The sequence below is a fragment of the Streptococcus sp. NSSLK0004 genome, from assembly GCF_059039125.1.
The window spans coordinates 404,183-428,616 of sequence record NZ_CM180142.1; the positions used below are offsets into that span (position 1 = coordinate 404,183).

Genomic DNA, 24,434 nt, shown 5'->3' on the forward strand with positions numbered 1-24,434 from the left:
GAGATGTCATGACTGAACGTGGTTTACTAATCGTATTTTCTGGGCCTTCTGGCGTGGGGAAAGGAACAGTTCGCAAGGAGATTTTTGAAAGCTCCGATAATAAATTTGAATATTCTGTGTCCATGACTACCCGCCCACAACGTCCAGGCGAAGTGGACGGCGTTGATTATTTCTTCCGTAGCCGTGAAGAGTTTGAGGACTTGATTCGCCAAGGACAGATGTTGGAATATGCTGAGTATGTCGGCAACTACTATGGTACACCATTGACCTATGTCAATGAGACCTTGGATCGTGGTGTAGATGTCTTTTTGGAAATTGAAGTGCAAGGGGCTCTTCAAGTGAAGAAGAAAGTACCAGATGGTGTCTTTATCTTCTTGACGCCACCTGATTTGGAAGAATTACAGGACCGTTTGGTTGGTCGCGGTACAGATAGTCAGGAAGTAATCGAACAACGTATTGAACGTGCCAAGGAAGAAATTGCTCTCATGCGTGAATATGATTATGCGGTTGTGAATGACCAAGTGCCTTTAGCTGCCGAACGTGTTAAACGCATCATTGAGGCAGAACATTTCCGTGTGGATCGTGTCATTGGTCGTTATGATGAGATGATTAGCGAACAAGCTAGTATTCGGTAAAAAATAGAAAAGAGTAAAGAATTATGATGTTAAAACCTTCTATTGACACCTTGTTGGACAAGGTTCCGTCAAAGTATTCATTGGTTATCTTGGAAGCAAAGCGTGCGCATGAATTGGAAGCTGGTGCAAAACCGACTCAAAACTTCAGCTCTGTTAAGTCAACCTTGCGTGCCTTGGAAGAAATTGAGTCTGGCAATGTAGTGATTCATCCTGATCCAGAAGCTAAGCGTGAAGCTGTTCGTCGCCGTGCAGAAGAAGAGCGTCGTCGTCAGGAAGAAGAAGAACGCAAAATTAAAGAACAAATCGCCAAAGAAAAAGAAGAAGGCGACAAGATTTAAGACAAGGAAGAACTCAGTTGGAAGCAGCTGGGTTTCTTTTGGCTATGAATGAGAAAGGAGGCGCTATGTTAGCAGAAATCATCGTGGATGTTCCCCTCATGCAGACGGATAAACCTTATTCCTATCGGATTCCACCACAATGGGAGGGCATGATTGAAGTCGGTGTGCGGGTACACGTTCCCTTTGGCAAGGGCAACCGCCTGATTCAAGGGATTGTAATTGGCTTGTTGGATGAACCTGCAAAAGCAGAAATCAAGGACGTCGCAGAGATTTTGGACTTTCGTCCTGTTTTAACGACCGAGCAACTTTGGTTGGCAGAACAGCTACGAAAGACGGTTTTTTCCTACAAGATTAGCCTCCTAAAAGCTATGTTGCCCAATCTTCTTAACTCGACCTACGATAAGATTTTACGCCCTAAGGCTTCTTTGGAAAAAGCAGAGCAGGAAAGTTTGTTTGGCAATCAGGAGGAAATTCGTTTTTCGGATTTGGATGTTGAATCTCAGGCAGGTGTCATGCGATTGGCTCAGGCTGGTAAGATTGAGGTGGACTATGTTGCCACAGATAAAAAGCATATCAAACGGGAAAAATGGTATCGGGTCTGTCAGGACAAACTAGCAGATTTTGACATTAGCAAGCGTGCCAAGAAACGCCAGCAACTCAAAGCTCTGCTCTTGCAGCAGGCAGAGCCTGCGCCCCTAGCGAGCTTACGAGGGGACTATTCAAAGGATATTTTAGACTTTTTTGAAGAGGAAGGTTTGATAGAGGTTTGGGAGGAAGAGGTTCGTCGTAGTCAGGCTTATTTTGACAAGGTGGAAAGTAGCCGACCTTTGACGCTAAATCCTGAACAGGCTATTGCGGTCAATCAGATTGTATCGACAATCGGTCAAGAAAGTCAGACCTATCTGCTTCAGGGGGTGACGGGTTCGGGTAAGACAGAGGTCTATCTGCAGGTGATTGAGCGTGTTTTGGCTCAGGGGAAGACTGCTATTATGTTGGTACCTGAGATTTCCTTGACGCCCCAGGTTACCAACCGTTTTATTGCTCGTTTTGGACAGCAGGTGGCAATTTTACACTCGGGGCTTTCAGATGGAGAGAAGTATGATGAGTGGCGCAAAATCGAGCAAGGACAGGCGCAGGTGGTGGTCGGTGCTCGCTCGGCAGTCTTTGCTCCCTTGAAAAATCTGGGGGCCATTATCATCGATGAGGAGCACGAGGCGACCTATAAACAGGACAGCAATCCTCGCTACCATGCGCGTGATGTCGCTAAGTTGCGTGCAGACTATAATCAAGCCGTTCTCGTATTAGGGTCGGCAACACCTAGTTTGGAAACGCGGGCTCGAGCCAGTCGAGGACTGTACGGACTTTTGACGCTCAATCAGCGGGCCAATCCTCTGGCGAAAATTCCAGAGGTGCAGGTGGTGGATTTCCGAGCCTACATTGGGCAACAGGAAGCCAGCAATTTTACACCGGTCTTGTTGGAGAAGATTCGAGAAAAATTAGCCAAGGATGAGCAAGTGGTTCTCATGTTGAACCGTAGGGGTTATTCCTCCTTTGTCATGTGTCGGGATTGTGGAACGGTTGACCAGTGTCCCAATTGTGATATTTCCTTGACCTTACACATGGATAGTCGGTCTATGAATTGTCACTATTGTGGTTTTCAAAAGGCTATTCCACAGGCTTGTCCTAACTGCCAATCGCGGTCCATTCGTTACTATGGCACAGGGACACAGAAGGCTTTTGATGAATTGCAAGAGTTAGTGCCAGAGGCGCGTATTCTACGGATGGATGTCGATACTACACGGAAAAAAGGGGCTCATGAGGAGCTTTTAGAACGCTTTGGTCGAGGAGAAGCGGATATTCTCTTGGGAACTCAGATGATTGCTAAGGGGTTGGATTTTCCAAATGTGACCTTGGTTGGTGTTCTCAATGCAGATACAGCCCTGAATTTGCCTGATTTTCGTTCATCGGAGAGGACTTTCCAACTCTTGACTCAGGTGGCTGGACGGGCTGGTCGTGCAGATAAGGAGGGAGAGGTCTTGATTCAGACTTACAACCCTCATCACTATGCTATTGCTTTTGCCAAAGAGCAAGACTACGAGGGTTTTTACCGTTATGAGATGGGTATTCGGAAGAATCTTGGCTATCCGCCTTACTATTTTACAGTGGGTTTGACCCTATCGCACAAGTCGGAAGAGTTTGTGGTGCAGAAGGCTTTTGAGGTAGTTAGCTTTTTACGGGAAAATCTCAGTGATAGTATCCGCATCCTGGGTCCTACACCTAAACCTATTGCCCGCACCCACAATCTTTATCATTATCAGATCATCCTCAAGTACCGCAAGGAAGAAAATCTTGAGGCTGTTCTCAATCATATCCTGGACTGGACACAGGAAAAGGAGATGAAGGACTTGCGTTTGGTTATTGATAATGAACCACAGAATATGATGTGATATTGATGTAAAAACACTCCTGTTGAAATAGAAACAGGAGTGTTTTATTGCTTTGAAAATTTTATAGGAGCGATTTATTCCCTATGGTATAATAGATAGGAAAACTATTTGAAAGGAAGCATATGTCTAACAAAATTGTTCGCGCAAAACGTGTGTCTAACTACGAACTCTTTTTTGACTTAGCCTTGGTTCTTGCGATTGGGAGACTAACCAGTGCTATGCACTTAGAGGAGATTACTGTAGATGCTATCTTAGCCTTCATCATTTCAAATGTCACCTTGCTTATGGTCTGGGTTAATGAGGTCTTTTTCTATGAGAAGTATGGTGATTCTAGAAGGATTGATATTTTTACTGTCATTGCTCTCATGTTTTTCCTTGGGAATATGGCTCTCAACTTCAATATGGATTTTAGCTCCTTAAATGCTGGAAGTCCAACTGTCGTCTCTTTTAACCTGCTTTTAATTACATCCTATGGAGTGATTGCCTTGCAATATTTCTTGAAGGGACGTGTTCTTGGCTTTAATCTAGATATGAAGGTCAACATGGGGCTCATGGGTATCTATATCATGTCTTTGATTCCTGCAGTTTTGGGATGGTTAGATATTGGTCCGATTAGTCTAGCAATCTATCTTTTGCCGCTTATCTTACCGCGTTTTGCCAATCATTTTTTCTACAAGGGAGTTGAAACCAAGACCAATTTTCCACATGCAGTAGAGCGAAGTCAGTTGGTAACCATTCTGACATTTGGTGAGGCTGTTATCGCAATTATCAGTACCTATCCTATTACGGAAAATCTTTATCAGGGCGCGCTTTTATTCTTTGGAATGGCCTTGATGTTCATGTTCTATATGACCTAGACTTTTTTGGCCATTGATCATCATCGTCCTGCTAATGTGGCGCCACTTTTTTACATGCATATCTTAATCTTCATGGGGATTAATTTCTTTACAGTGGGGGGTGAATTCCTTGCTGACCACCATCATGCAGGGACAGGGCTCCAAATGTTTCTAATTGGTGTAACGCTTTTTTATATCGGAACGCTTTTGACAACTCTATACAATCAAGAACTTTATCGGATGAAAATAGAGTACCTTGCTATCTTTGCATTGGGAATTGTACTCTTTATCGTGGTCTCATTACTAATAGGTGCTCACGTGTTGCATCAATCGATTTTGCTCATTATCTTTTTCTGGGGCATAAGCCATTATTACATGAAGTTGCGACATAGAATACGTGAAAATCAAAATATTCCACACCCTGACCCTAGTCAAAACCACCGTGATTTTAACTAGATAGCTTAAAGCCGATCTTAGGGTCGTTTTTTTTATTGCCCATTTTGATGCGAATCAGCCTTTAATTAAGGAAAAAATAAGTAAAAATGATATAATTAGGGGATAGTATAATTGATATGAACCAGAAAATGAAAAGGAGATGAGAACGAAAAGATGACGAAGTTGATTTTTATGGGAACTCCAGCATTTTCAGCGACAGTCCTAAAAGGTCTATTGGCTGATGAAAAATATGACATACTTGCTGTAGTGACCCAGCCAGACCGAGCTGTCGGTCGGAAAAAAGTCATTCAAATGACACCGGTGAAAGAAGTAGCTTTGGAGTATCATTTGCCAGTCTATCAACCAGAGAAACTATCAGGCAGTCAAGAGATGGAAGAATTGATGAGGCTAGGAGCAGATGGTATTGTGACGGCAGCCTTTGGACAATTCCTGCCGACAAAATTGTTGAACTCGGTTGATTTTTCCGTCAATGTTCACGCCTCCCTCCTTCCTAAATATCGTGGCGGTGCACCGATTCACTATGCCCTGATTAATGGTGATGAGCAAGCAGGTGTGACCATCATGGAAATGGTCAAGGAAATGGATGCTGGCGATATGATTTCAAGTGACAGCATTGCCATCGAGGAAAGTGACAATGTTGGTACCTTGTTTGAAAAGTTGGCTATCGTTGGACGGGACTTGTTATTGAAAACATTGCCAGCTTATATTGCTGGTGACTTGAAACCAGTCGCTCAAAATCCAGAACAAGTGACCTTCTCTCCAAATATTCAGCCAGAAGAAGAAGTACTTGATTGGAATAAGACGGCTCGTCAACTCTTCAACCAGATTCGAGGCATGTATCCGTGGCCAGTGGCACATACCCATTGGCAAGGAGAACGCTTCAAAATTCAAGAAGCTGTAGAAGTTGAAGGTTCAGGTCCAATCGGTCAAGTCATTTCCCGAACCAAAAAAGAATTAGTCATTGCCACAGGACAGGGAGCTATTTCCTTGAAAACCGTACAGCCAGCTGGCAAGCCTAAAATGACCATTGCAGACTTTTTAAATGGTGCCGGTCGAGATATCGCAGTAGGAGATCAATTTGGTGGTCAATAAATATGAAACAGCAAGAAGTCTAGCCTTAACTGTGCTGGAGCAGGTCTTTGAACAAGGAGCCTATTCCAACATTGCGCTGAATAAAGCCTTGGAATCTTCTAAGCTATCAGCGCAGGATAAGAGATTGGCGACCGAGTTAGTCTACGGTACGGTTTCACGGAAAATGACTCTAGAGTGGTACTTGGCTCATTTCATAGAAGACAGGGACAAGTTAGATAAGTGGGTCTACTATCTACTCATGCTGAGTTTGTACCAGTTGGTCTATTTGGATAAACTACCTGTTCACGCAGTTGTCAATGAAGCGGTCAATATTGCCAAGAGACAGCATGGGACTGACAAATTTGTCAATGCCATTTTGCGTAAAATTAGTCGAGATTCTTTGCCCAACCCAGCGGATATCAAACGGAAGAATAAACGCCTGTCCATCCAATATTCAGTACCGGTTTGGTTAGTTCAAACCTTAATTACAGAATACGGTGATGAGCGTGCGGAGCAAATTTTTCAAAGTCTACATGTTCGAAATAAAGCCAGCGTTCGTGTGACGGATTACCAACAAGTTGAACGCTTGGTAAAGGAATTTGATGCCGAATATTCTCAGCTATCGCCTGTTGGTCTGGTAAAATCCCATGGACATTTTGCTGGCACGGATTATTTCAGAAAGGGTCTCATCACCATTCAGGATGAAACCAGTCAGCTGGTAGCTCCAACTTTGGATGTTCAGGGAGATGAGATGATTTTAGATGCCTGTGCGGCTCCGGGGGGAAAAACCTGTCATATAGCAAGTTATCTAACAAGCGGTAAAGTTCTCGCACTAGATTTATATGACCATAAACTAGCCTTGATTGAGGAAAATGCTAATCGCTTAGGTCTAGCAGATAAGATTGAGACCAAGCGCTTGGATGCCAGTCGAGTACATGAGGAATTTGGACCAGATACCTTTGATAAAATCCTAGTGGATGCTCCGTGTTCAGGAATCGGATTGATTCGAAGAAAGCCAGATATCCGTTATAACAAAGAGGCACAAGACTTTTCTTCCTTGCAGGCTATTCAACTTCAGATACTGGATAGTGTTTGCAAAAGTCTTAAAAAAGGTGGTATAATAACCTATAGCACCTGTACTATTATAGGTAAGGAAAACCAAGAAGTGATTCAGGCCTTTCTGGAAACACATCCTGACTTTGAACAAGTAGCTTTGACACATCCTTGCTCAGACATTGTTCAAGAGGGTTGTATCCTGATTACCCCTGAACTCTATGGGACTGATGGCTTTTTCATCGGTCAAGTAAGAAGAAAATCCTAAAGAGGAGGTTGCTGATTTTCAGCAAGTAAATACTATGGAAATTGCACTATTAACAGATGTGGGACAAAAACGTTCCAACAATCAAGACTATGTCAATCGCTACACCAATCGTGCAGGAATTGATTTAATTGTTTTGGCAGACGGAATGGGTGGGCATCGTGCTGGTCATATTGCCAGTGAGATGACAGCGACAGATTTAGGAACTGCTTGGGTAGATGAACAAGTCACAACCTTGAATGATGCGAGGGAATGGCTAGTTTCTATCTTAGATGCGGAAAATCAAAAGATTCATGAGTTAGGCCTCTTGGAAGAATACAAAGGGATGGGAACAACCTTAGAGGCGGTTATCATCATTGATAACCAAATGATATATGCTCATGTGGGCGATTCTCGTATCGGGCTTGTTCGCAATGGCGAGTACATACGATTAACCAACGATCATTCTCTTGTTGGTGCATTGGTACGTGCGGGTCAACTTACAGAAGAGGAAGCTCAACATCATCCACAAAAGAACTTTGTAACTCAGTCTATTGGACAACAGGACCCCATTGAAGCAGATATAGCTTTGAAAACCTTGGAGGTTGGTGATTATATTGTTATCAGTAGTGATGGTTTAACGAATATGGTATCGGCTGATGATATTCGTGATATTATGCTCAGTGATGTCGCGTTGGATAGTAAGGCAGAAACATTGATTCGTTTTGCTAATAATGCTGGTGGAACAGACAATATTACGGTAGCTCTCCTTTATATTACGGAGGAGGCTAGGTAATGATTCAGATTGGAAAAATCTTTGCTGGTCGCTATCGAATCATTCGTCAGATTGGTCGTGGCGGGATGGCAGATGTTTATCTGGCTCGAGATTTGATTTTGGATGGTGAGGAAGTTGCGGTCAAAGTATTGCGAACCAACTACCAAACAGATCAAATTGCTGTGCAACGTTTCCAACGGGAAGCGCGGGCTATGGCTGAGTTAGATCATCCTAATATTGTTCGAATCTCAGATATCGGTGAAGAAGATGGGCAACAGTATCTTGCGATGGAATACGTAGATGGCTTGGATCTGAAGCGTTATATTAAAGAAAACGCTCCGCTTTCAAACGCTGATGCTGTGAGAATTATGGGGCAAATTCTTCTTGCAATGCGACTTGCGCACACTAGGGGGATTGTCCACCGGGATTTGAAACCACAGAATGTTCTCTTGACTCGAGATGGTGTTGCCAAAGTTACAGACTTTGGTATTGCAGTCGCGTTTGCTGAGACTAGTCTAACCCAAACGAATTCCATGCTGGGATCCGTTCATTATCTTTCGCCAGAACAGGCTCGTGGTTCTAAAGCAACTGTTCAGAGTGACATTTATGCCATGGGGATCATTCTTTTTGAAATGCTAACAGGAAGACTTCCTTATGACGGAGATAGTGCCGTAACGATTGCTCTTCAGCATTTTCAAACACCCCTACCACTTGTGAGAGAAGAAAATCCGCAGGTTCCCCAATCGCTTGAAAATATTGTATTAAAGGCGACAGCAAAGAAGTTAACTGAGCGGTATAAGACTGTTGCAGAGATGTATGCGGATTTAGCATCTGCCTTGTCTATGGACCGTCGTCATGAACAGCGTGTTCGGTTGGAAGGTAATAAAGTCGATACAAAAACTCTTCCCAAACTTTCTCAAGCGACATCTGAGATGAAGCAACCATTGGCTTCTTCTCCCCAAAAAGCTTCCCCAACTCCTTCACAATTAACGCCTAAGCCTAAAAAGAAAAAACTTAGAATGCGTTACAAAGTGCTGATTGCAACATTTTTGTTGTTAATTGCAGCGTTTATTGCACTGATTTATAATACCCCAGCAACGGTGAAAGTTCCAGATGTAGCAGGACAAACCTTGGAGTCGGCAACTCAGCAAATTGAGTCAGCGGGTTTAATTGTAGGAGAGGTTACTTCGGAAGAGTCAGCTGATGTTGAAGAAGGTAAGGTTATTCGGACCAATCCTACAGCCAATACTTCTAAACGTGAAGGAAGTGCTGTCGACATTGTGTTGGCAACAACTGAAACAGTCAGTGTTCCAGATGTAGTTTCAAAAGATGAAGCGACTGCCCAGCAAGAGTTAGAGAACGCTGGCTTTGTTGTTCAAGTTGAATATAGGAACAGCGATAGTGTTGAAGAAGGCTTAGTTATTGAAACAGACCCTAAAGCCAATTCTAGCCAAGCAAAAGGTAGCACAGTAACAATGGTAGTCTCTGAAGGAATCGAACAGCTGACAGTCCCAGATGTGATTGGGAAGACGCAGAATTCGGCAACCCAAACCTTACAAAATGCTGGTTTTAAAGTTGGAACGATTACAGAAGAGTACAGTGATACGGTAGCCTCAGGCCTCGTTATCAGTACAGATCCGGAAGCCAATACCAGTTTGTCGAAGAATGGTACGGTTAATCTAGTTATTTCAAAGGGATCTGCTATTGTTATGCCAAACTTCGGAGTAATGCAGGTGAACTATGCTGATGCTCGTAGACAGCTCCAAGATTTAGGGGTGTCCGTATCTATAATTGAGCGAGTTGAAAATCAGAATTACGTTAGTCCATCTGGAGATCTTGTAGTAAACCAGTATCCAGCAGCGGGAGAGCCCATTGGTGATACAGTCACCCTCTATGTCTCTGTTATTGGTACTACAAGTTCATCTTCGAGCACTAGCACTACAACAAACTCATCACAATAAAGTTAGAGGTTGGGCCTTTCCCCAATCTCTTTTTGTATTCTTAAGAGTATAAAGATGGCTAAATATGTTACAATATGATATAATTAGGGTTTGAAAGGATGAATCGATAATGGTATTTGAAAGACGATTTCCTCTAATTGCAGACGATGAAATTCTAGTGGGTCAGCAGGCCGTCATGAATTTATATGAGGAGGCAGACCTCATTAGCAATATTAGGGGCCCTTATCAGGAACGAACCTTTGAAGGAGAAGCACCTCAAGAAGCTAGTCAACCGCAAAAAACCTCTTCGGTAGTTGATGAAACAGACTTATTACCTCCTTTATTTGAAGCACGGACTAGCTCTTATTCTCGAAAGGAACGGTTGCAAAAACCAAAACGTGAAGAACGTTTCCTTGGAAAAACTCAAGTGCAGTTAGCTCGTGAAATGGCTCGTGAGGATATTAAGCGAAAAAAATCTGCAGCCTATTTAACAGATGATAAACCACAGCCAGCCAAAGTGGTTAAGAGAGAACCGATGAATCCTGTGACAGATAGTCGTGTGGAACGTTTAGGCTATTTAGCAGACAAACTGCGTCAAGAGACGTATATATTAGCAGACTTACCCACTGTTTATTCTTTGAAGAAAGAAGATCGCCAGGAAGAACAAACAGCTAAGAAGAATTCATATGATTTTTTGAAAAAGAGTCAGGTTTATAATTACCCTGAGAACAAGGTACAAAAAGAACGCCAATTGGCGCAAGAATTAAATTTAACACATATAGAAGAGGGAATCTAATGACCAAAACCTACCACTTTATTGGAATCAAGGGCTCTGGTATGAGTGCTCTTGCCCTGATGTTACACCAAATGGGACACAGGGTACAGGGAAGTGATGTTGAGAAATATTACTTTACCCAGCGTGGTTTGGAGCAAGCAGGTATTGCAATTTTACCATTTGATGCTAAGAATATCACGGCAGATATGGAACTAATTGCAGGAAATGCCTTTCGTCCAGATAACAACACTGAAATTGCTTATGCTGATGAGCAGGGCTTGACCTATAAACGCTACCATGAATTCCTTGGTGAGTTTATGAAAAACTTTACTAGTCTTGGCGTAGCAGGTGCCCATGGAAAGACCTCTACAACTGGTCTTTTAGCCCACGTTATGCACAATATTACAGATACAAGCTACCTGATTGGTGATGGTACGGGACGTGGTTCTGCCAATGCGCAATATTTCGTTTTTGAATCGGATGAATACGAACGCCACTTCAAGCCTTACTATCCAGAGTATAGTATCATCACTAACATTGACTTTGATCATCCAGACTACTTTACGAGTTTAGAAGATGTTTTCAATGCTTTCAATGATTATGCAAAACAGGTCAAAAAAGGCCTCTTCCTCTATGGAGAAGATGAGCAACTCCGTAAGATTACAGCTGATGCGCCAATCTACTACTATGGTTTCAAAGAAAACAATGACTTTGTTGCTTATGATTTGAAACCGTCAACTACAGGCTCACAATTCAAGGTGCGTCATGGTGAGGAAGAGCTTGGGGAATTCCAAATTCCGACTTTTGGAAAACACAATGTCATGAATGCGACAGCAGTGATTGCCAATCTCTATGTTGCTGGTTTTGATTTAGACTTGGTGGCAGAGCATTTGAAAACATTTGGTGGAGTCAAACGTCGTTTTACTGAGAAAGTAGTCAATGGAACGGTCATTATTGATGACTTTGCTCATCATCCGACAGAGATTATTGCGACCATAGATGCAGCTCGTCAAAAATATCCAAGTAAAGAGATTGTAGCGATTTTCCAACCTCACACCTTTACACGTACTATTGCCCTCTTGGATGACTTTGCAAAAGCCTTGAATGATGCAGATGCAGTCTATTTGGCGCAAATTTATGGATCAGCGCGCGAGACAGATAACGGTCAGGTAAAAGTGGAAGATTTGGCGGCTAAAATCAGCAAGAAAGGTGGTCTGGTGACTGTTGAGAATACCTCGCCTCTCCTTGACCATGATAATGCTGTTTATGTTTTCATGGGAGCGGGTGATATTCAGTCCTACGAATACTCTTTTGAACGGCTCTTGTCTAATTTATCGAATAATGTACAATAGGAGAAAGAGACTGGCTAATCCCCAGCCTTTTTCTCACTGGAGGAGATGAAATGGAGATACGACTTGCTAACATAAAAGATTTGCCTGCAATTCTTTCTTTAGAAAGAGAAAATTTTAAGCCAGAAGAGCAAATTGCTGATCAAATTTTAACCTATTATGTAAATCATCTGAATCAAACTTGTCTAGTTATGGAAAGTGATCAGCAGGAATTGGCTGGGTACCTCTTGGCTCGACCAACCATAGGAAATCGTGTGACGGATGAGATATTTTATAAGTTAGATGATACTGTGGAAGAAATGAAGTACTTAGCAATTGCAAGTTTATCTGTTGCACCAAAGTTTAAGGGTCAAGGCGTTGGCACCTTACTCTTGGCTGCTTTAAAAGAGCTTGTTGTAATGAAAGGATATCGTGGAGTTAGCTTAACTTGCAAGGATTATCTTCTTCGTTATTACGAAATGAACGGCTTTGAAGACTGTGGTATTTCAGAGTCTCGATTGGGGAATCAACAATGGTATGATATGTATTGGAAAACCCCTTAAAAGGACGTCTCTTGCTTTTTAAAGAGATTTTTGATATACTAACGTGGATTTGTGTGAAAGGAGCCCATCTGTGTCAAACGATTCAAATGAAAAACACACACGATCGTCTGGTTTTCGTGAACAAATCTTGCGAGAATTAGACGAACGAAAAAAAGAGCGCTTAGGAAATGATACCTTTGAGAATCCAAAGGAAATAGAAGAGTTTATTCCAACGTCCCAAGAAGGAGAACCCTTCTTCTCTGAGCTGACCGAAGAAGTTGAGCCGGACTGGGAGAAAGCTATTTCTACAGACGAAGTCGAAATGACAGACACGCTCGTGACAGAAATTCCTCTTCAGGAAGTAAGGACATCGGAAACAGAGGATTTTACGGAGACTATAGCAGTATCTAAGCTTTCCTTGGATAGAGCCATGCAAGCGTATTCGAATGATGACGAAGATGTCTTGGAGGAAACGATTATTTCACAAAAACCATCCCAAAAACAAGACCGTCGGAGTCGCAGAGCTCATCGTCAAACTCAGGAAAAAGTAGCTAACCGGATTGTTATGGTTGTAGTGACAATAGTGTTATTGACTTTAGGAATTACAGGTTTTACAGGGTATTCTTATCTGAAATCTTGCCTAGATCCAATTGATGCAACTTCGACAACCAATATTCAGGTTGAAATTCCAGAAGGTTCGTCAACCCAGCAGATTGGCCAAATTCTGGTAGAAAATAATCTAATCAAGAATGCTTCCGTTTTTAATTATTATGCAAAATTGAAGAGCTATAATAACTTTCAGAGTGGTTACTATAATTTAAATCAATCAATGTCTTTAGAAGAGTTGGCTAAGACCTTGCAGGAATCTGGTTCAGCTCAGCCACAAGAGCCAATTGCAGGAAAAGTATTGGTCATCGAAGGATATACGCTAGAACAAATTTCTCAAGCCGTGACGAGTAACTCTTATACGGATGATGAATCAGATACGACACCATTTACAGCTGAAGACTTCATGAAGACAGTTACTAACCAAGAATTCATCAGTCGTATGGCAACTACTTATCCGAATCTATTTGCAAGTTTGCCTGCTGCAGATAGTGGTGTCAAGTATCAGTTGGAAGGTTATCTTTTCCCTGCTACGTATGAATATACGGACTCAACAACAATTGAGGACTTAGTAGAGCAGATGATAGCAACGATGGATGCTAATCTCCAACCATATTATGATCAGCTAGCATCAAAAGGGCTAACTGTGAATCAACTGTTGACACTGGCGTCTTTGGTAGAAAAAGAAGGATCAACTGATGAAGATCGTCGAAATATTGCTAGTGTCTTCTATAATCGTTTAAATATTGACATGCCATTACAGTCCAATATTGCTATTCTTTATGCATTGGGCAAATTGGGAGAGAAGACCACCTTGGCAGAAGATGCAACGATTGATACAAGTATTGATTCGCCTTATAATATTTATGTTAATACAGGATTGATGCCAGGTCCAGTTGATAGCCCTAGCTTAGCAGCTATCGAAGCAACCTTCAATCCAAATAAAACGAATTACTATTATTTCGTAGCGGATGTTAAAACAGGTACTGTTTATTATTCAGAAACAGTAGAAGAACATAATCAAAACGTTGAAAAATATGTCAACAGCCAATTAAATAACTAGAGCTCAGCTCTACGGCAAAATTATGTGGCAGGCCACATAATTTTGTTTTCACAAAAGAAAAAGAAAGAAGAAAGAATATGGCAGAAAAAACTTATCCAATGACGATTGAAGAAAAGGAAAAATTGGAGAAAGAACTAGAAGAACTTAAATTGGTTCGCCGACCAGAAATTGTTGAACGTATCAAAATTGCACGTTCATATGGGGACCTCTCAGAAAACTCAGAGTACGAAGCAGCAAAAGATGAGCAGGCTTTTGTAGAAGGGCAAATTTCCACCATTGAAACTAAGATTCGTTATGCTGAGATTGTTAATAGTGATGCGGTTGCTGCAGACGAGGTTGCAATTGGTAAAACAGTTACTGTTCAAGAAGTTGGTGAAGTGGACGAAGAAATATACATCATTGTTGGAGCAGCAGGTGCAGATGCCTTTTCCAACAAAATTTCTAACGAAAGTCCGATTGGTCAAGCATTGATTGGCAAGAAGACAGGAGATGTTGTAATAGTACAGACACCAGCTGGTAGTTATGATATCAAAATTTTGAAAGTTGAAAAGACTAAGTAAAATGTAATGAATAGAGATGTTCGGCATTTCTATTCTTTTTTAATTGTAAGCTTTAATGTAAAAAGCAATATTTCTTTGCTTAGTTAGAAAAGTGATATAAATCTCAATGTAGGAGGAAACATGAAGCAGATTAGTCGGTTATCCTATCTCTTCTTATCGTTGTTTTTGTTAAGTTCTTCTTTAATGATATCTGCGGAGGAACTTGTTCCAACGACTGAAACAACATCGACTACAAGCACTACTTTCAGCGATGATGCTTCCCAGACTTCTAGCAGTTCGGGAGAAGTTTCAACAGAAACAGAGGAGACAGATCAGCAAATAAGTCTTGAATCTTCTGGCATAATTGAGTCCATTATCGGTACGGATGAGCGTTATAAGGTGCTAGATACGACTACTGTACCGTATCAATCGGTCGTGATGTTGCGTTCAGTATTTTCCAGTACTATTACATATGGAACCGGGGTTGTAGTTGGTAAGGATACAATTTTAACGGCAGCCCATAATATCTACGATGTGAATAAGGGAATTTGGGCTAGTTCTGTAGTTGCCTATCCAGCTAAATCAGGTACAACAGAGCCGTATGGTGCTTATGAAGCAGATGACTATTATATGTTCCGTGTGTATCAAACAAATGGAGGAGCTGCAGAGTCGGATATTGCTGTTGTTAAATTGAAAACAGCATTGGATTCCTCAATTGGTTATTTGACACCAGTAACAGAAGTGAGTGTTGGTGAATCAGTACAGGTACCTGGGTACCCTTATCCATTTAATCGTGGTTATCAGATGTATACTATGTTTGCACCCGTTACCATCGTAGAAAGTAATTTACTGGCTTATACGGTAGATACTGAGAGTGGTCAAAGTGGAAGTCCAGTACTTAATAGCCAGAATCAGATTGTTGGTATCCATATATTAGGAAGCACCGATTATAATATTGCTAGAAGAATTACAAGTGATGTCTTGACGATGATTCAGTTAGCTAAATCAGGAAATTCTGGAACAACAGATATTGCAAATTATACAGAATCAACTAGGAAAGATACCTACCGTGTTTACCATCCCGGTATCAAGAGACATCTATACACCCAAAATTTATCAGAAGTAACTTATTTGAGTTCTATTGGCTGGACGAATGAGGGGGTAAAATTTAAGACTGCTACTTCAGGGACTCCTGTCTATCGTCTCTACCATTCTGGAACTCGTGAACATTTATACACGACCAGTGCTAATGAACGTGATATTTTAAAGACTCGTGGTTGGCGCTATGAAGGGGAGGCATGGTATTCTAATGGAGATGTGCCTGTTTATCGTCTCTATCATTCTGGTTTAAAGGTCCATCTTTATACAACAGATAGTAATGAGCGTGCTGTTTTACAAACTCGTGGCTGGGCTTATGAAGGCATCTCTTTTTATGTAGTAAAATAATGACTAAGAGTAGCAAAAAATGCTGCTTTTTTTATGGCTATATCTGATCAATGCTGTTATACCTACTCTCATTATGGAAAAGTTCAGTCTTCCACTTTTAATCGACTTCCTAGTAACATCCGATTTAAGACAAGGGTATCCAACGAAATGAAAACCTGTTTGTAGACACTAGGCTTATAAATGCAACTTTCTTCTTTCTTGTCAATGTAGTGTGCGCACAGAAATAACTATTTACAAAGACTCTTGCATAAGATATAATGGAAAATGGGAGGAAAGTCATATGAAAAAGATTTCGTTATTATTATTATCAGTCTTGCTGGTGGCAAGTTTTGCACCAGTTGCACAGGCGACGGATCAGTCTACAACAGAGAGCACATCTAGCTCGACTAGTGTTGTTGAGGATTCCACTAGTAGCACCCTTGATACTAGTAGCACTCTTGATACTAGTATCAGTTCTTCGACCAGTGATAGTAGCAGTACAGGAGATTCTTCTAGCTCAACTGTTGAAAGTAGCACTAGTAGCTTAGGAGAACAAAGTAGCTCGACTTCATCAACGAGTTCAGTGTCAGTAGAAGATGCGAAAACTGAAGCAGGTCTTAGCGGTGATATAGAATCTATCCTGTCTTCTCAAGGTATTTTAGAGAAGATTGTTGGTACAGATAATAGATTTAAAGTTTCTAGTCCAACAACTAACCCTTACCGTAAGATTGTTTTACTCCGCTCAGCTTTCTGGAATGGAACTGGCTATGGTACAGGGGTTATGGTTGGTCCGGATACAATCTTAACAGCAGCTCATAATGTCTATGATGCAGAGTCAGGTAGCTATGCAAGTTATGTAACAGCTTATCCAGCTCGTACAGGTAGTAACTACCCATATGGTTCCTATGGATCTAAAGAGCTGTATATTTTCAGGAAATATAAATTTAATGGTGGTGACTCAGAATATGATATGGCGGTTATCAAACTGTATCGTTCTGTAAATAGTGCAGTAGGTTCGCTTGCTCCAGTTAGCAATGTTTCCGTAGGACAACGTGTTCAAGTCCCAGGATATCCTACACCAACAAGCAAAAATTATACCATGTATACGATGTTTGGTGGAGTTGAAGCATTGGAGGGGAACTTGATGGCCTACACGATTGATACGGAAGGTGGTCAAAGTGGCAGTCCTGTTCTTAATAGCAGCAATCAGATTGTAGGAATCCATATTGCAGGAGTTACAAATGGAGGAGTGACCTTTAACGTTGCACGTCAAGTGAAGGCAGATACACTCCGTTTGATTGAGTATGCAAAAAATGAGAAGGCGACAAATTTGGAAATCACAAATTCCAGTGAGAAGACTAGACGAGATACTCACCGTCTTTATCACCCAGGAATTCAGCGACATTTGTATACGCAAGATATGGATGAGGCTGCTAAATTAGCAGAAGCTGGTTGGAAATATGAAGGACCAAAATTTAAGACAGCATCCACTGGTACTCCAGTTTATCGTCTGTACCATTCAGGAACTCGTGAGCATATTTACACAACTAGTTTAAACGAACGTAATGTTCTTCGCACACGTGGATGGAGATATGAAGGGATTGCATGGTATTCAAGTGGTACCAAACCTATTTATCGCCTTTATCACCCAGGTTTAAAAGTTCATTTGTATACAGCTGATAAAAATGAAAGTGATACCTTGCGTAAACGAGGCTGGAATTATGAAGGCATAGCTTTCTATACTCTTCAATAAAAACATACTAAGATTAGTAGTGAGGAGATCTCCGACGGGAGAAAGTACTCACTACTTTTTTTATCTCTATCTCTTAAACAGATTATAAGAAAAGCACTCCAATTGTTACAGTTTTTCTCTGATTTGGAGTGCTTTTTATTTTTATAAGTTTTTTCTCAATTTAGCGTGAACGTTGCTTGCCTGCGTTGCGGTTTTTCTTTTTAGATATTTTTTCCTCAATGATGGCAGATGCTTTCGGTGTTACATCTTTTGCTTTGCGATCGTTAGATTTGAGAGGTTTGTTTTTGAATTCTTCTTCAACCTGCTTACGAATCTTAGGCTTGATAATGAAGTTGGTAATGGCTTGTTGCACTAGACCAAATACCCCTCCGACTACCCAGTAAAGCGTCACTCCAGCTGGTGATGACCACGAGAACATGACAATCATAAGCGGATTCATCAAGGACATGGTGCGCATTTGTTTTTTCTGCTCCTCATCCATACCGACCATCATCAAGAGGGATTGTCCATAGTAGAGGACGCCGGCAATAGCTGTTAAAACTAAGCTGGACGAACCAAGGTTAATCCCCATGAAGCTAGCCTCTGAAATACCCGGTGTATAGCGAGCTGCAAAGAAGAGTGCAGAGAAGAAAGGCATCTGAATCAAGATTGGTAAGCAGCCTAATCCTCCAAACATGCTGACACCGTATTCCTTTTGAGTCGCCAGGAGTTCCTGTTGAGCAGCTAATTGCTCTTCTTGAGAACTAGCATTTTTCATGCGTTCTTGTATTGGAGCTAGGACAGGCTTGAGGTAGTTCATCTTTTCAGACTGATAGGCAGCCTTTTTGGATTGATAGATACCTAGTGGTAGGATGACAAGACGGACCAAAATGGTCACGATGATAATGGCCAGGCCGAAACCAAATCCTTGATTTTCAGCGAAGAACTTAATCAGGTAAGACATAGGTTGTCCGAGTAAATCCCAGACGATTCCTGTCGGGTTGCCGGTTTCCTTATCGGTCTGTACACAGCCAGAGAGGAGTAAAAGCGTGGTCAGGCTCAAACCTGACAAGACTAGACGATTGATTTTTTTCACGTGTAAGTATTCCCTTTCTTTATATAAAGCACCTTCTATTTTACTTTTTTTGTTCAAAATATACAAGTTTTATCTATAAGTAACTTGAAAATCCTTATAGTCTTCGAAATTGGCTAAAGCGACATCTAGATAGGTAACTTTGGCCATACGAGAGGGACCTTTTCGGATTTCATGGATAAAATGGCTGAGCTTCTCATTGTTTTCCGACTGGGCAAGAATAGTGACGGTCCCGTCCTCGTTATTCCATACCCTGCCGTAAATATCTCCGATTTCCACTGCTAAAAACTGAACAGACCAGCGAAATCCAACACCTTGAACACGACCAGAGGCAATCATTTTTACCTTTCTCATAGGATTCTCCTTTTTGACAAGAACTTAACTTTATTATATCATGAATGCAAAGCGAAAGAAATGAGGAAAGCATGGAAATTATTCGTTCCAAGGCCAATGCCAGTATCAAAGAGGCCAAGAAATTACATCAGAAAAAATACCGTAGGTCTTCTTATCTGATTGAGGGATGGCACCTATTGGAAGAAGCCAGACAGGCGGAAGCGGTCATCGAGCAGGTCTTCGTTTTAGAAGACTATGCGGACAGAGTGGCAGGTCTAGAAAATGTAAAGCTGGTTAGTCCAGAGGTCTTGCAGGATTTGGCAGACAGTCAGACACCGCAGGGAGTTGTAGCCCAGTTGGCCCTTCCTAAACAGACCTTGCCAGTAGAGTTGACAGGTCGCTACCTGGTCTTAGAAGATGTGCAGGATCCAGGCAATGTCGGAACTATGATTCGCACTGCGGATGCGGCGGGTTACGACGGGGTCTTTCTATCGGATAAGTCGGCTGACATCTACAGTATGAAAGTCCTGCGGTCTATGCAAGGCAGCCACTTCCACCTGCCTGTTTACCGTATGCCCATAGCGGAGCTCCTGACGCATTTGCAGGAAAATCAGGTGCAGGTCCTCGCAACGACTCTCTCAAGCCAGTCAGTTGATTATAAGGAAGTCAAACCTGCTGTTAGCTTTGCCATTGTCATGGGAAATGAGGGGCAGGGGATCTCAAGGCTAGTAGCGGAACAGGCTGATCAGCTGGTCCATATCTCCATGCCTGGTCAGGCGGAGAGTTTGAATGTGGCTGTGGCGGCAGGAATTTTGCTCTTTAGCTTTATTTAAGTCAAGCGCGGTAAACTGTGGTATAATCTAGAAATGAGGAAATGGTATGACAGTTTACAAACAAGATAAGGAATATATGCACTATGTGGGGCGGTTAATTGCTAGTCCCAAGGTTCAGAAATTGGGGGATATTACCCACCATTATCACTCTACGCGTTTGGAACATTCGATTAATGTTTCCTATACAAGCTATAAGATTGCGAAAAAGTTTGGTTGGGATGCTCGGGCTACGGCGCGGGGCGGTCTCCTTCATGACCTATTTTTCTACGATTGGAGAGACACCAAGTTCACCAAGAGTCATGCATGGACACATCCTCGGATTGCTGTCCGCAATGCCCGCAAGTTGACTAAGCTCAACAAGGTGGAAGAAGACATTATCATCAAGCATATGTTTGGGGCAACTTTGGCACCGCCGCGCTACAAGGAAGCTTGGGTTGTCACTTGTGTGGACAAATACTGGGCTGTTCGTGAGGCGACCTTGCCTCTTCAGACTTTGTGGAAAAACCGCAAGATGTTACGCTTTAGTTAATTTTCTATCAAAAGGAGTTTTATATGAATAACAATGAATTTATTATCAATCAGGTTGATAATACGGCACTAAACCGTTTCTTTGCTAAAATCTATGGATTTGTTGCAGCTGGTCTTGGTATCTCAGCTTTGGTTGCATCTCTAGCTACAACGGTTTTCTTACCAATCACCTACAGTATTGTGACTAGCTCGCCTATGGTGATTTGGCTGATTATGATTGCGGAGATTGCCCTTGTTTTTGCTGCATCAGCTATGGCGGCTAAAAATAGCCCAATGGCCTTACCGATGTTTGTTGGCTATTCAGCTTTAAATGGTTTTACGCTTAGTATTGTACTTTGGGCTTATACTGGTGAAACAGTATTGACAGCTTTCTTGACCGCGGTTTTGATGTTTGTGGTTATGGCTGTTATCGGAGCGACTACTAAGAAAGATTTATCGGCGATGGGACAAGCATTGCGTGCTGCTCTATGGGGAATTATTATTGCAAGTGTCATTAATATCTTTCTTCGTAGCTCTGGATTGAGCTTTATGATGTCTATCATTTCTGTTTTGGTGTTCTCAGGCTTGATTGCTTATGACAACCAACGTATCCGTAATGTTTTTGAACAAACTGGTGGAAATGTTGGTCAAGGTTGGGTCGTGTCCATGGCTTTGCAACTTTATCTTGATTTTGTTAACCTTTTCCTTAACTTACTTCGTATCTTTGGTGGTTTAAGTAGAGATTAATAGTGAAATACAAAAAAGAGGCTCGGCCTCTTTTTTGTATGCTGTTCTTCGTTACGCTAGAGCCCCCATTGGATCCCATGGGGCTAGGACTTGCGGTTGAGCTTGATAAGCTGTAAGCTCTTCCGGCGTGAGGAATTCTTTGCGGACAACAATCTGATAAGTGTATTCGTCCATCCAGCTATCTGATGCAACAAAATATCCCTCATCACCAACTTTGTCTCCCCAAGAGTTTTCTACTTTCCACTTGAGAGGTTGTTCCTTATCGTCTAGATCTACCCCTGTTAAAACCATAGCATGAGTCATCAAACTTTCGGAATAGTCTAATCTTCCAGCCTTGTCTTGGTGGAAACGGATGCCAAGACCTGAGGAGAAGTCGTAGGTGTTTGTTGCCATAATACCAGTTTGGCGATTGCTACTTTGACCGACATCGGAACCAAACCAAACAGACTCACCAGCTTTGAGTTGAGCAATAGCTAATTCTTTGAAGCGATTCATTTCCACATTGAGGTAGCGGACAGCAGGAGCACCAACAACGTTTCCAAGCAATTCGACTGTATATGATTGATTGTATGGTTTATCCGTTGTAGGAGCATTGATAATGGAGACATAGTCGGATAGTTTCAAGCCTACGTATTTTTCGTAGAATGCCTGAGGTGTCACATTTGTATCACGGTGATAGACATTGTCTTTATCTCTGTAAGCAAAGTCAAAGTTGCGTGGAGGGAGCCCAAGGTTGACAGCTAGGAAGTTAAAGATTTCTTGAAGTAAATTTTCTTTTTGAGCTTGAACTTCTTCCGAAGAAGCTCCTTTTGCTAGGAGGTCACGTAAGATTTGTGCATCTTGACGGAGTAATTTGTTAAGGTATTGATTGAGCTCACGACTGGCGCTGGACGAAATAGACTCTGGGTAAACGGATTTTGGGACAACACCATATTTTTCAAATAGGGCAACAACCATATCCCATTGACCGCCATCTTGTTGAGGGGTGTCCAATAAGAATTTTACCTTACGGCTACCAATTTCTTGGTCAGCTGTGGCGATGATTTGTTCTAGGAACCAGTTGGATTTCTCGTATTTATCCCAGAAAAAAGTGTGGGCTTGAGACAGCTCAAAGTTCTCTAATTTGAAGTCAGAGATGAGTTTGTGGCGGAATGTGTTGAGTGCTGCGAACATCCAGCAACGTCCAGAAGCCTTTTGGTTTGAAACAGCATCCTTGGTCAAATCAATTGAAAAGACATAATCATTGTCAATAGCGCTTTGACGTGTTTCTAAAGATTTCAAAAGACCATTGTGGCTAACGGCATTCTCGGTGGCTTGTAGGCTTGGATTAGCTAGATAGTCGGCGTACAAGCGTTCTGTAAATTCATAATCTAATGTTGACATATATTGCTCCTTTTTTTGATATTCACATTATAGCGCTCATAATTTATTTTGCAAGTATTTGATGGAGTTGAAAGATACAGTTCCTTACATATTTGTGATATAATAGGAAAAATAATTGACGAGGTAGAGATATGACAAAGACACCATTTTTAAGTAAAGAAAAATTAGAAGCAATTACTGCCCAATTTCCGACTCCCTTTCACTTGTACGATGAAAAGGGTATTCGTGAGAAGGCACGTGCCTTGAATGCAGCTTTTGCATGGAATAAGGGATTTAAGGAATACTTTGCAGTTAAAGCAACTCCAACGCCGGCCATTCTAAAAATTCTTCAAGAAGAAGGTTGTGGAGTGGACTGTGCAACGGATGTTGAAGTACTGATGAGTGAAAAATTGGGCTTTAAAGATATCATGTTTACTTCGAATGATACACAAGCGCAAGAATTTGTCTATGCCAGAGAAGTTGGGGCAACCATCAACTTGGATGCCTATGAGCATATCGAATTTTTGAAAAATGTTGCCGGTATCCCAGAAACTGTCTGCCTGCGTTACAATCCGGGTGGGGTCTTTTCACTAGGTACTGATATTATGGACCATCCAGAAGAATCTAAGTTTGGAATGACCAAAGAGCAGTTGATGAAAGGCTATAAAGAGTTGAAAGAATTGGGTGTCAAGGAATTTGGTATCCATGCTTTCCTAGCATCAAATACTGTTACAAATGACTACTATCCTGTTTTGGCTCGACAGCTCTTTGAATTAGCCTTGGAAATTCGTGAAGAAACTGGAGTAACTCTAGACTTTATTAACTTATCTGGTGGTATTGGTGTTAACTATCGTCCTGAGCAAGAACCAAACGACATTGCTGTCATTGGTGAGGGAGTTCGCAAGGTCTATGAGGAAATTCTCACGCCAGCTGGTATGGGACATGTCAAAATCTTTACGGAATTGGGGCGCTTTATGTTGGCGCCACACGGTCACTTGATTACCAAGGTCCTTCACCGTAAGGAAACCTATCGTACCTACATCGGAGTTGATGCATCAGCTGCCAACCTCATGCGCCCAGCCTTTTACGGAGCCTACCACCACATCACCAACATCACCCGCCCAGATGCCCCAATCGAAGTGGTGGATGTGGCAGGTTCCCTCTGTGAAAACAACGACAAGTTTGCAGTCAATCGTGAATTACCACGCGCAGAAGTAGGAGACACCTTGGTCATCCATGATAGCGGTGCCCACGGCTTCTCTATGGGCTACAACTACAACGGTCGTCTGCGTTCCTCTGAAATTCTTTTACAGGAAGATGGCACAGCGCGTATGATTCGGCGGGCAGAAACTCCAGAAGATTACTTTGCAACCCTATATGGATTTGATTTTGACAGGTAAGTCTTGGAAAACAAGTTGAATTTTGGTATAATGTAGACAGTTATGTAGAATTAAGAATATTGAGGAGATTGATATGCAATTAGATATCGTTTTAGTAATTATTTTAGTGCTTGTAGCACTTGCAGGTGGCGTCGCTTTGGGAATGTTCTTGGCGCGCAAACAAGTGGAGAACTATATCGCAGATAAGCCAATTTTGGATGAAAATGCCCTTCGCATGATGATGAGCCAAATGGGTCAAAAACCAAGCGAGGCAAAGGTGCAACAGGTATTGCGCCAAATCAAGAGCCAACAAAAAGTAGCAAATAAGAAAAAATAAGTAAACAACTGGGGCTGGGGATTCATTCCCAAGTCCTT

The 24,434-nt window shown here is 41.9% G+C and carries 24 protein-coding genes; 21 read left to right on the plus strand and 3 right to left on the minus strand.

The window, feature by feature from the left end; genetic code table 11:
- Positions 1 to 8: 8 nt before the first annotated feature.
- The 16 genes from gmk to AC4CS8_RS02275 all read left to right on the plus strand — a co-directional run bounded on the left by gmk (position 9) and on the right by AC4CS8_RS02275 (position 17,826).
- Complete coding sequence (gene gmk / locus AC4CS8_RS02200; RefSeq protein ID WP_493893340.1) at positions 9 to 635, plus strand: guanylate kinase; 627 nt, start codon at positions 9 to 11, stop codon at positions 633 to 635.
- Between the two features lie 23 nt (positions 636 to 658).
- The gene (gene rpoZ / locus AC4CS8_RS02205) at positions 659 to 973 is read left to right on the plus strand and encodes a DNA-directed RNA polymerase subunit omega (protein WP_493893341.1); all 315 of its coding nucleotides are present in this window, start codon (positions 659 to 661) and stop codon (positions 971 to 973) included.
- Positions 974 to 1,038: 65 nt separating this feature from the next.
- On the plus strand, positions 1,039 to 3,420 hold the full coding sequence (locus tag AC4CS8_RS02210; protein WP_493893342.1) for a primosomal protein N': 2,382 nt from the start codon (positions 1,039 to 1,041) through the stop codon (positions 3,418 to 3,420).
- Positions 3,421 to 3,542: 122 nt separating this feature from the next.
- Entirely contained in the window at positions 3,543 to 4,277 is a 735-nt protein-coding gene (locus tag AC4CS8_RS02215) for a low temperature requirement protein A (RefSeq protein WP_493893343.1), read from the plus strand.
- A 6-nt stretch (positions 4,278 to 4,283) separates the two neighbouring features.
- Positions 4,284 to 4,712 carry a hypothetical protein gene (locus AC4CS8_RS02220; RefSeq protein WP_493893344.1) on the plus strand — a complete coding sequence of 143 codons (429 nt, stop codon included), beginning with the start codon at positions 4,284 to 4,286 and terminating at the stop codon, positions 4,710 to 4,712.
- Positions 4,713 to 4,865: 153 nt separating this feature from the next.
- Positions 4,866 to 5,804 (plus strand): methionyl-tRNA formyltransferase, encoded by a 939-nt coding sequence (gene fmt / locus AC4CS8_RS02225; RefSeq protein WP_493893345.1) that lies wholly within the window; start codon positions 4,866 to 4,868, stop codon positions 5,802 to 5,804.
- Positions 5,794 to 7,104: a 16S rRNA (cytosine(967)-C(5))-methyltransferase RsmB gene (gene rsmB / locus AC4CS8_RS02230; protein WP_493893346.1), complete on the plus strand. Its 1,311-nt coding sequence runs from the start codon at positions 5,794 to 5,796 to the stop codon at positions 7,102 to 7,104. The genes fmt and rsmB overlap by 11 nt, the downstream gene beginning before the upstream one ends.
- 34 nt (positions 7,105 to 7,138) lie before the next feature.
- Complete coding sequence (locus AC4CS8_RS02235) at positions 7,139 to 7,876, plus strand: Stp1/IreP family PP2C-type Ser/Thr phosphatase (RefSeq protein ID WP_493893347.1); 738 nt, start codon at positions 7,139 to 7,141, stop codon at positions 7,874 to 7,876.
- Entirely contained in the window at positions 7,876 to 9,816 is a 1,941-nt protein-coding gene (pknB, locus tag AC4CS8_RS02240) for a Stk1 family PASTA domain-containing Ser/Thr kinase (protein WP_493893348.1), read from the plus strand. The genes AC4CS8_RS02235 and pknB overlap by 1 nt, the downstream gene beginning before the upstream one ends.
- A 109-nt stretch (positions 9,817 to 9,925) precedes the next feature.
- The gene (gene zapJ / locus AC4CS8_RS02245; RefSeq protein WP_493893349.1) at positions 9,926 to 10,591 is read left to right on the plus strand and encodes a divisome accessory protein ZapJ; all 666 of its coding nucleotides are present in this window, start codon (positions 9,926 to 9,928) and stop codon (positions 10,589 to 10,591) included.
- The gene (murC, locus tag AC4CS8_RS02250) at positions 10,591 to 11,922 is read left to right on the plus strand and encodes a UDP-N-acetylmuramate--L-alanine ligase (protein WP_493893350.1); all 1,332 of its coding nucleotides are present in this window, start codon (positions 10,591 to 10,593) and stop codon (positions 11,920 to 11,922) included. Before zapJ ends, murC begins: the two co-directional genes overlap by 1 nt.
- Positions 11,923 to 11,972: 50 nt before the next feature.
- Positions 11,973 to 12,461, plus strand: coding sequence for a GNAT family N-acetyltransferase (locus AC4CS8_RS02255; protein ID WP_493893351.1), 489 nt, complete (start codon positions 11,973 to 11,975; stop codon positions 12,459 to 12,461).
- 70 nt (positions 12,462 to 12,531) lie between these two features.
- On the plus strand, positions 12,532 to 14,109 hold the full coding sequence (mltG, locus tag AC4CS8_RS02260) for an endolytic transglycosylase MltG (protein ID WP_493893352.1): 1,578 nt from the start codon (positions 12,532 to 12,534) through the stop codon (positions 14,107 to 14,109).
- 77 nt (positions 14,110 to 14,186) lie between these two features.
- Complete coding sequence (greA, locus tag AC4CS8_RS02265) at positions 14,187 to 14,669, plus strand: transcription elongation factor GreA (RefSeq protein ID WP_493893353.1); 483 nt, start codon at positions 14,187 to 14,189, stop codon at positions 14,667 to 14,669.
- Positions 14,670 to 14,789: 120 nt separating this feature from the next.
- Positions 14,790 to 16,094 (plus strand): trypsin-like peptidase domain-containing protein, encoded by a 1,305-nt coding sequence (locus tag AC4CS8_RS02270; RefSeq protein WP_493893354.1) that lies wholly within the window; start codon positions 14,790 to 14,792, stop codon positions 16,092 to 16,094.
- Positions 16,095 to 16,374: 280 nt separating this feature from the next.
- Positions 16,375 to 17,826, plus strand: coding sequence for a trypsin-like peptidase domain-containing protein (locus AC4CS8_RS02275; protein WP_493893355.1), 1,452 nt, complete (start codon positions 16,375 to 16,377; stop codon positions 17,824 to 17,826).
- 160 nt (positions 17,827 to 17,986) lie between these two features.
- Here AC4CS8_RS02275 and yidC read toward each other — a convergent pair whose 3' ends face one another.
- Positions 17,987 to 18,901: a membrane protein insertase YidC gene (gene yidC, locus AC4CS8_RS02280; protein WP_493893356.1), complete on the minus strand. Its 915-nt coding sequence runs from the start codon at positions 18,899 to 18,901 to the stop codon at positions 17,987 to 17,989.
- Between the two features lie 69 nt (positions 18,902 to 18,970).
- On the minus strand, positions 18,971 to 19,252 hold the full coding sequence (locus tag AC4CS8_RS02285; RefSeq protein WP_493893357.1) for an acylphosphatase: 282 nt from the start codon (positions 19,250 to 19,252) through the stop codon (positions 18,971 to 18,973).
- Positions 19,253 to 19,323: 71 nt separating this feature from the next.
- On the opposite strand from AC4CS8_RS02285, the gene AC4CS8_RS02290 reads away from it, so the two are divergent.
- Genes AC4CS8_RS02290 through AC4CS8_RS02300 form a run of 3 tightly spaced genes read left to right on the plus strand, consistent with a single transcriptional unit; the run spans position 19,324 to position 21,318 of the window.
- A complete protein-coding gene (locus AC4CS8_RS02290; RefSeq protein ID WP_493893358.1) occupies positions 19,324 to 20,064 on the plus strand; it encodes a TrmH family RNA methyltransferase in 741 nt (246 codons plus the stop codon).
- Between the two features lie 46 nt (positions 20,065 to 20,110).
- Entirely contained in the window at positions 20,111 to 20,593 is a 483-nt protein-coding gene (locus AC4CS8_RS02295; RefSeq protein ID WP_493893359.1) for an HD domain-containing protein, read from the plus strand.
- Between the two features lie 23 nt (positions 20,594 to 20,616).
- Positions 20,617 to 21,318, plus strand: coding sequence for a Bax inhibitor-1/YccA family protein (locus AC4CS8_RS02300; protein WP_493893360.1), 702 nt, complete (start codon positions 20,617 to 20,619; stop codon positions 21,316 to 21,318).
- Positions 21,319 to 21,369: 51 nt separating this feature from the next.
- Here AC4CS8_RS02300 and pepC read toward each other — a convergent pair whose 3' ends face one another.
- Positions 21,370 to 22,701 carry an aminopeptidase C gene (gene pepC, locus AC4CS8_RS02305; RefSeq protein ID WP_493893361.1) on the minus strand — a complete coding sequence of 444 codons (1,332 nt, stop codon included), beginning with the start codon at positions 22,699 to 22,701 and terminating at the stop codon, positions 21,370 to 21,372.
- 131 nt (positions 22,702 to 22,832) lie between these two features.
- On the opposite strand from pepC, the gene AC4CS8_RS02310 reads away from it, so the two are divergent.
- The gene (locus tag AC4CS8_RS02310; protein WP_493893362.1) at positions 22,833 to 24,080 is read left to right on the plus strand and encodes a diaminopimelate decarboxylase; all 1,248 of its coding nucleotides are present in this window, start codon (positions 22,833 to 22,835) and stop codon (positions 24,078 to 24,080) included.
- A gap of 73 nt (positions 24,081 to 24,153) precedes the next feature.
- Positions 24,154 to 24,396, plus strand: coding sequence for a YneF family protein (locus tag AC4CS8_RS02315; RefSeq protein ID WP_493893363.1), 243 nt, complete (start codon positions 24,154 to 24,156; stop codon positions 24,394 to 24,396).
- Positions 24,397 to 24,434: the final 38 nt, after the last annotated feature.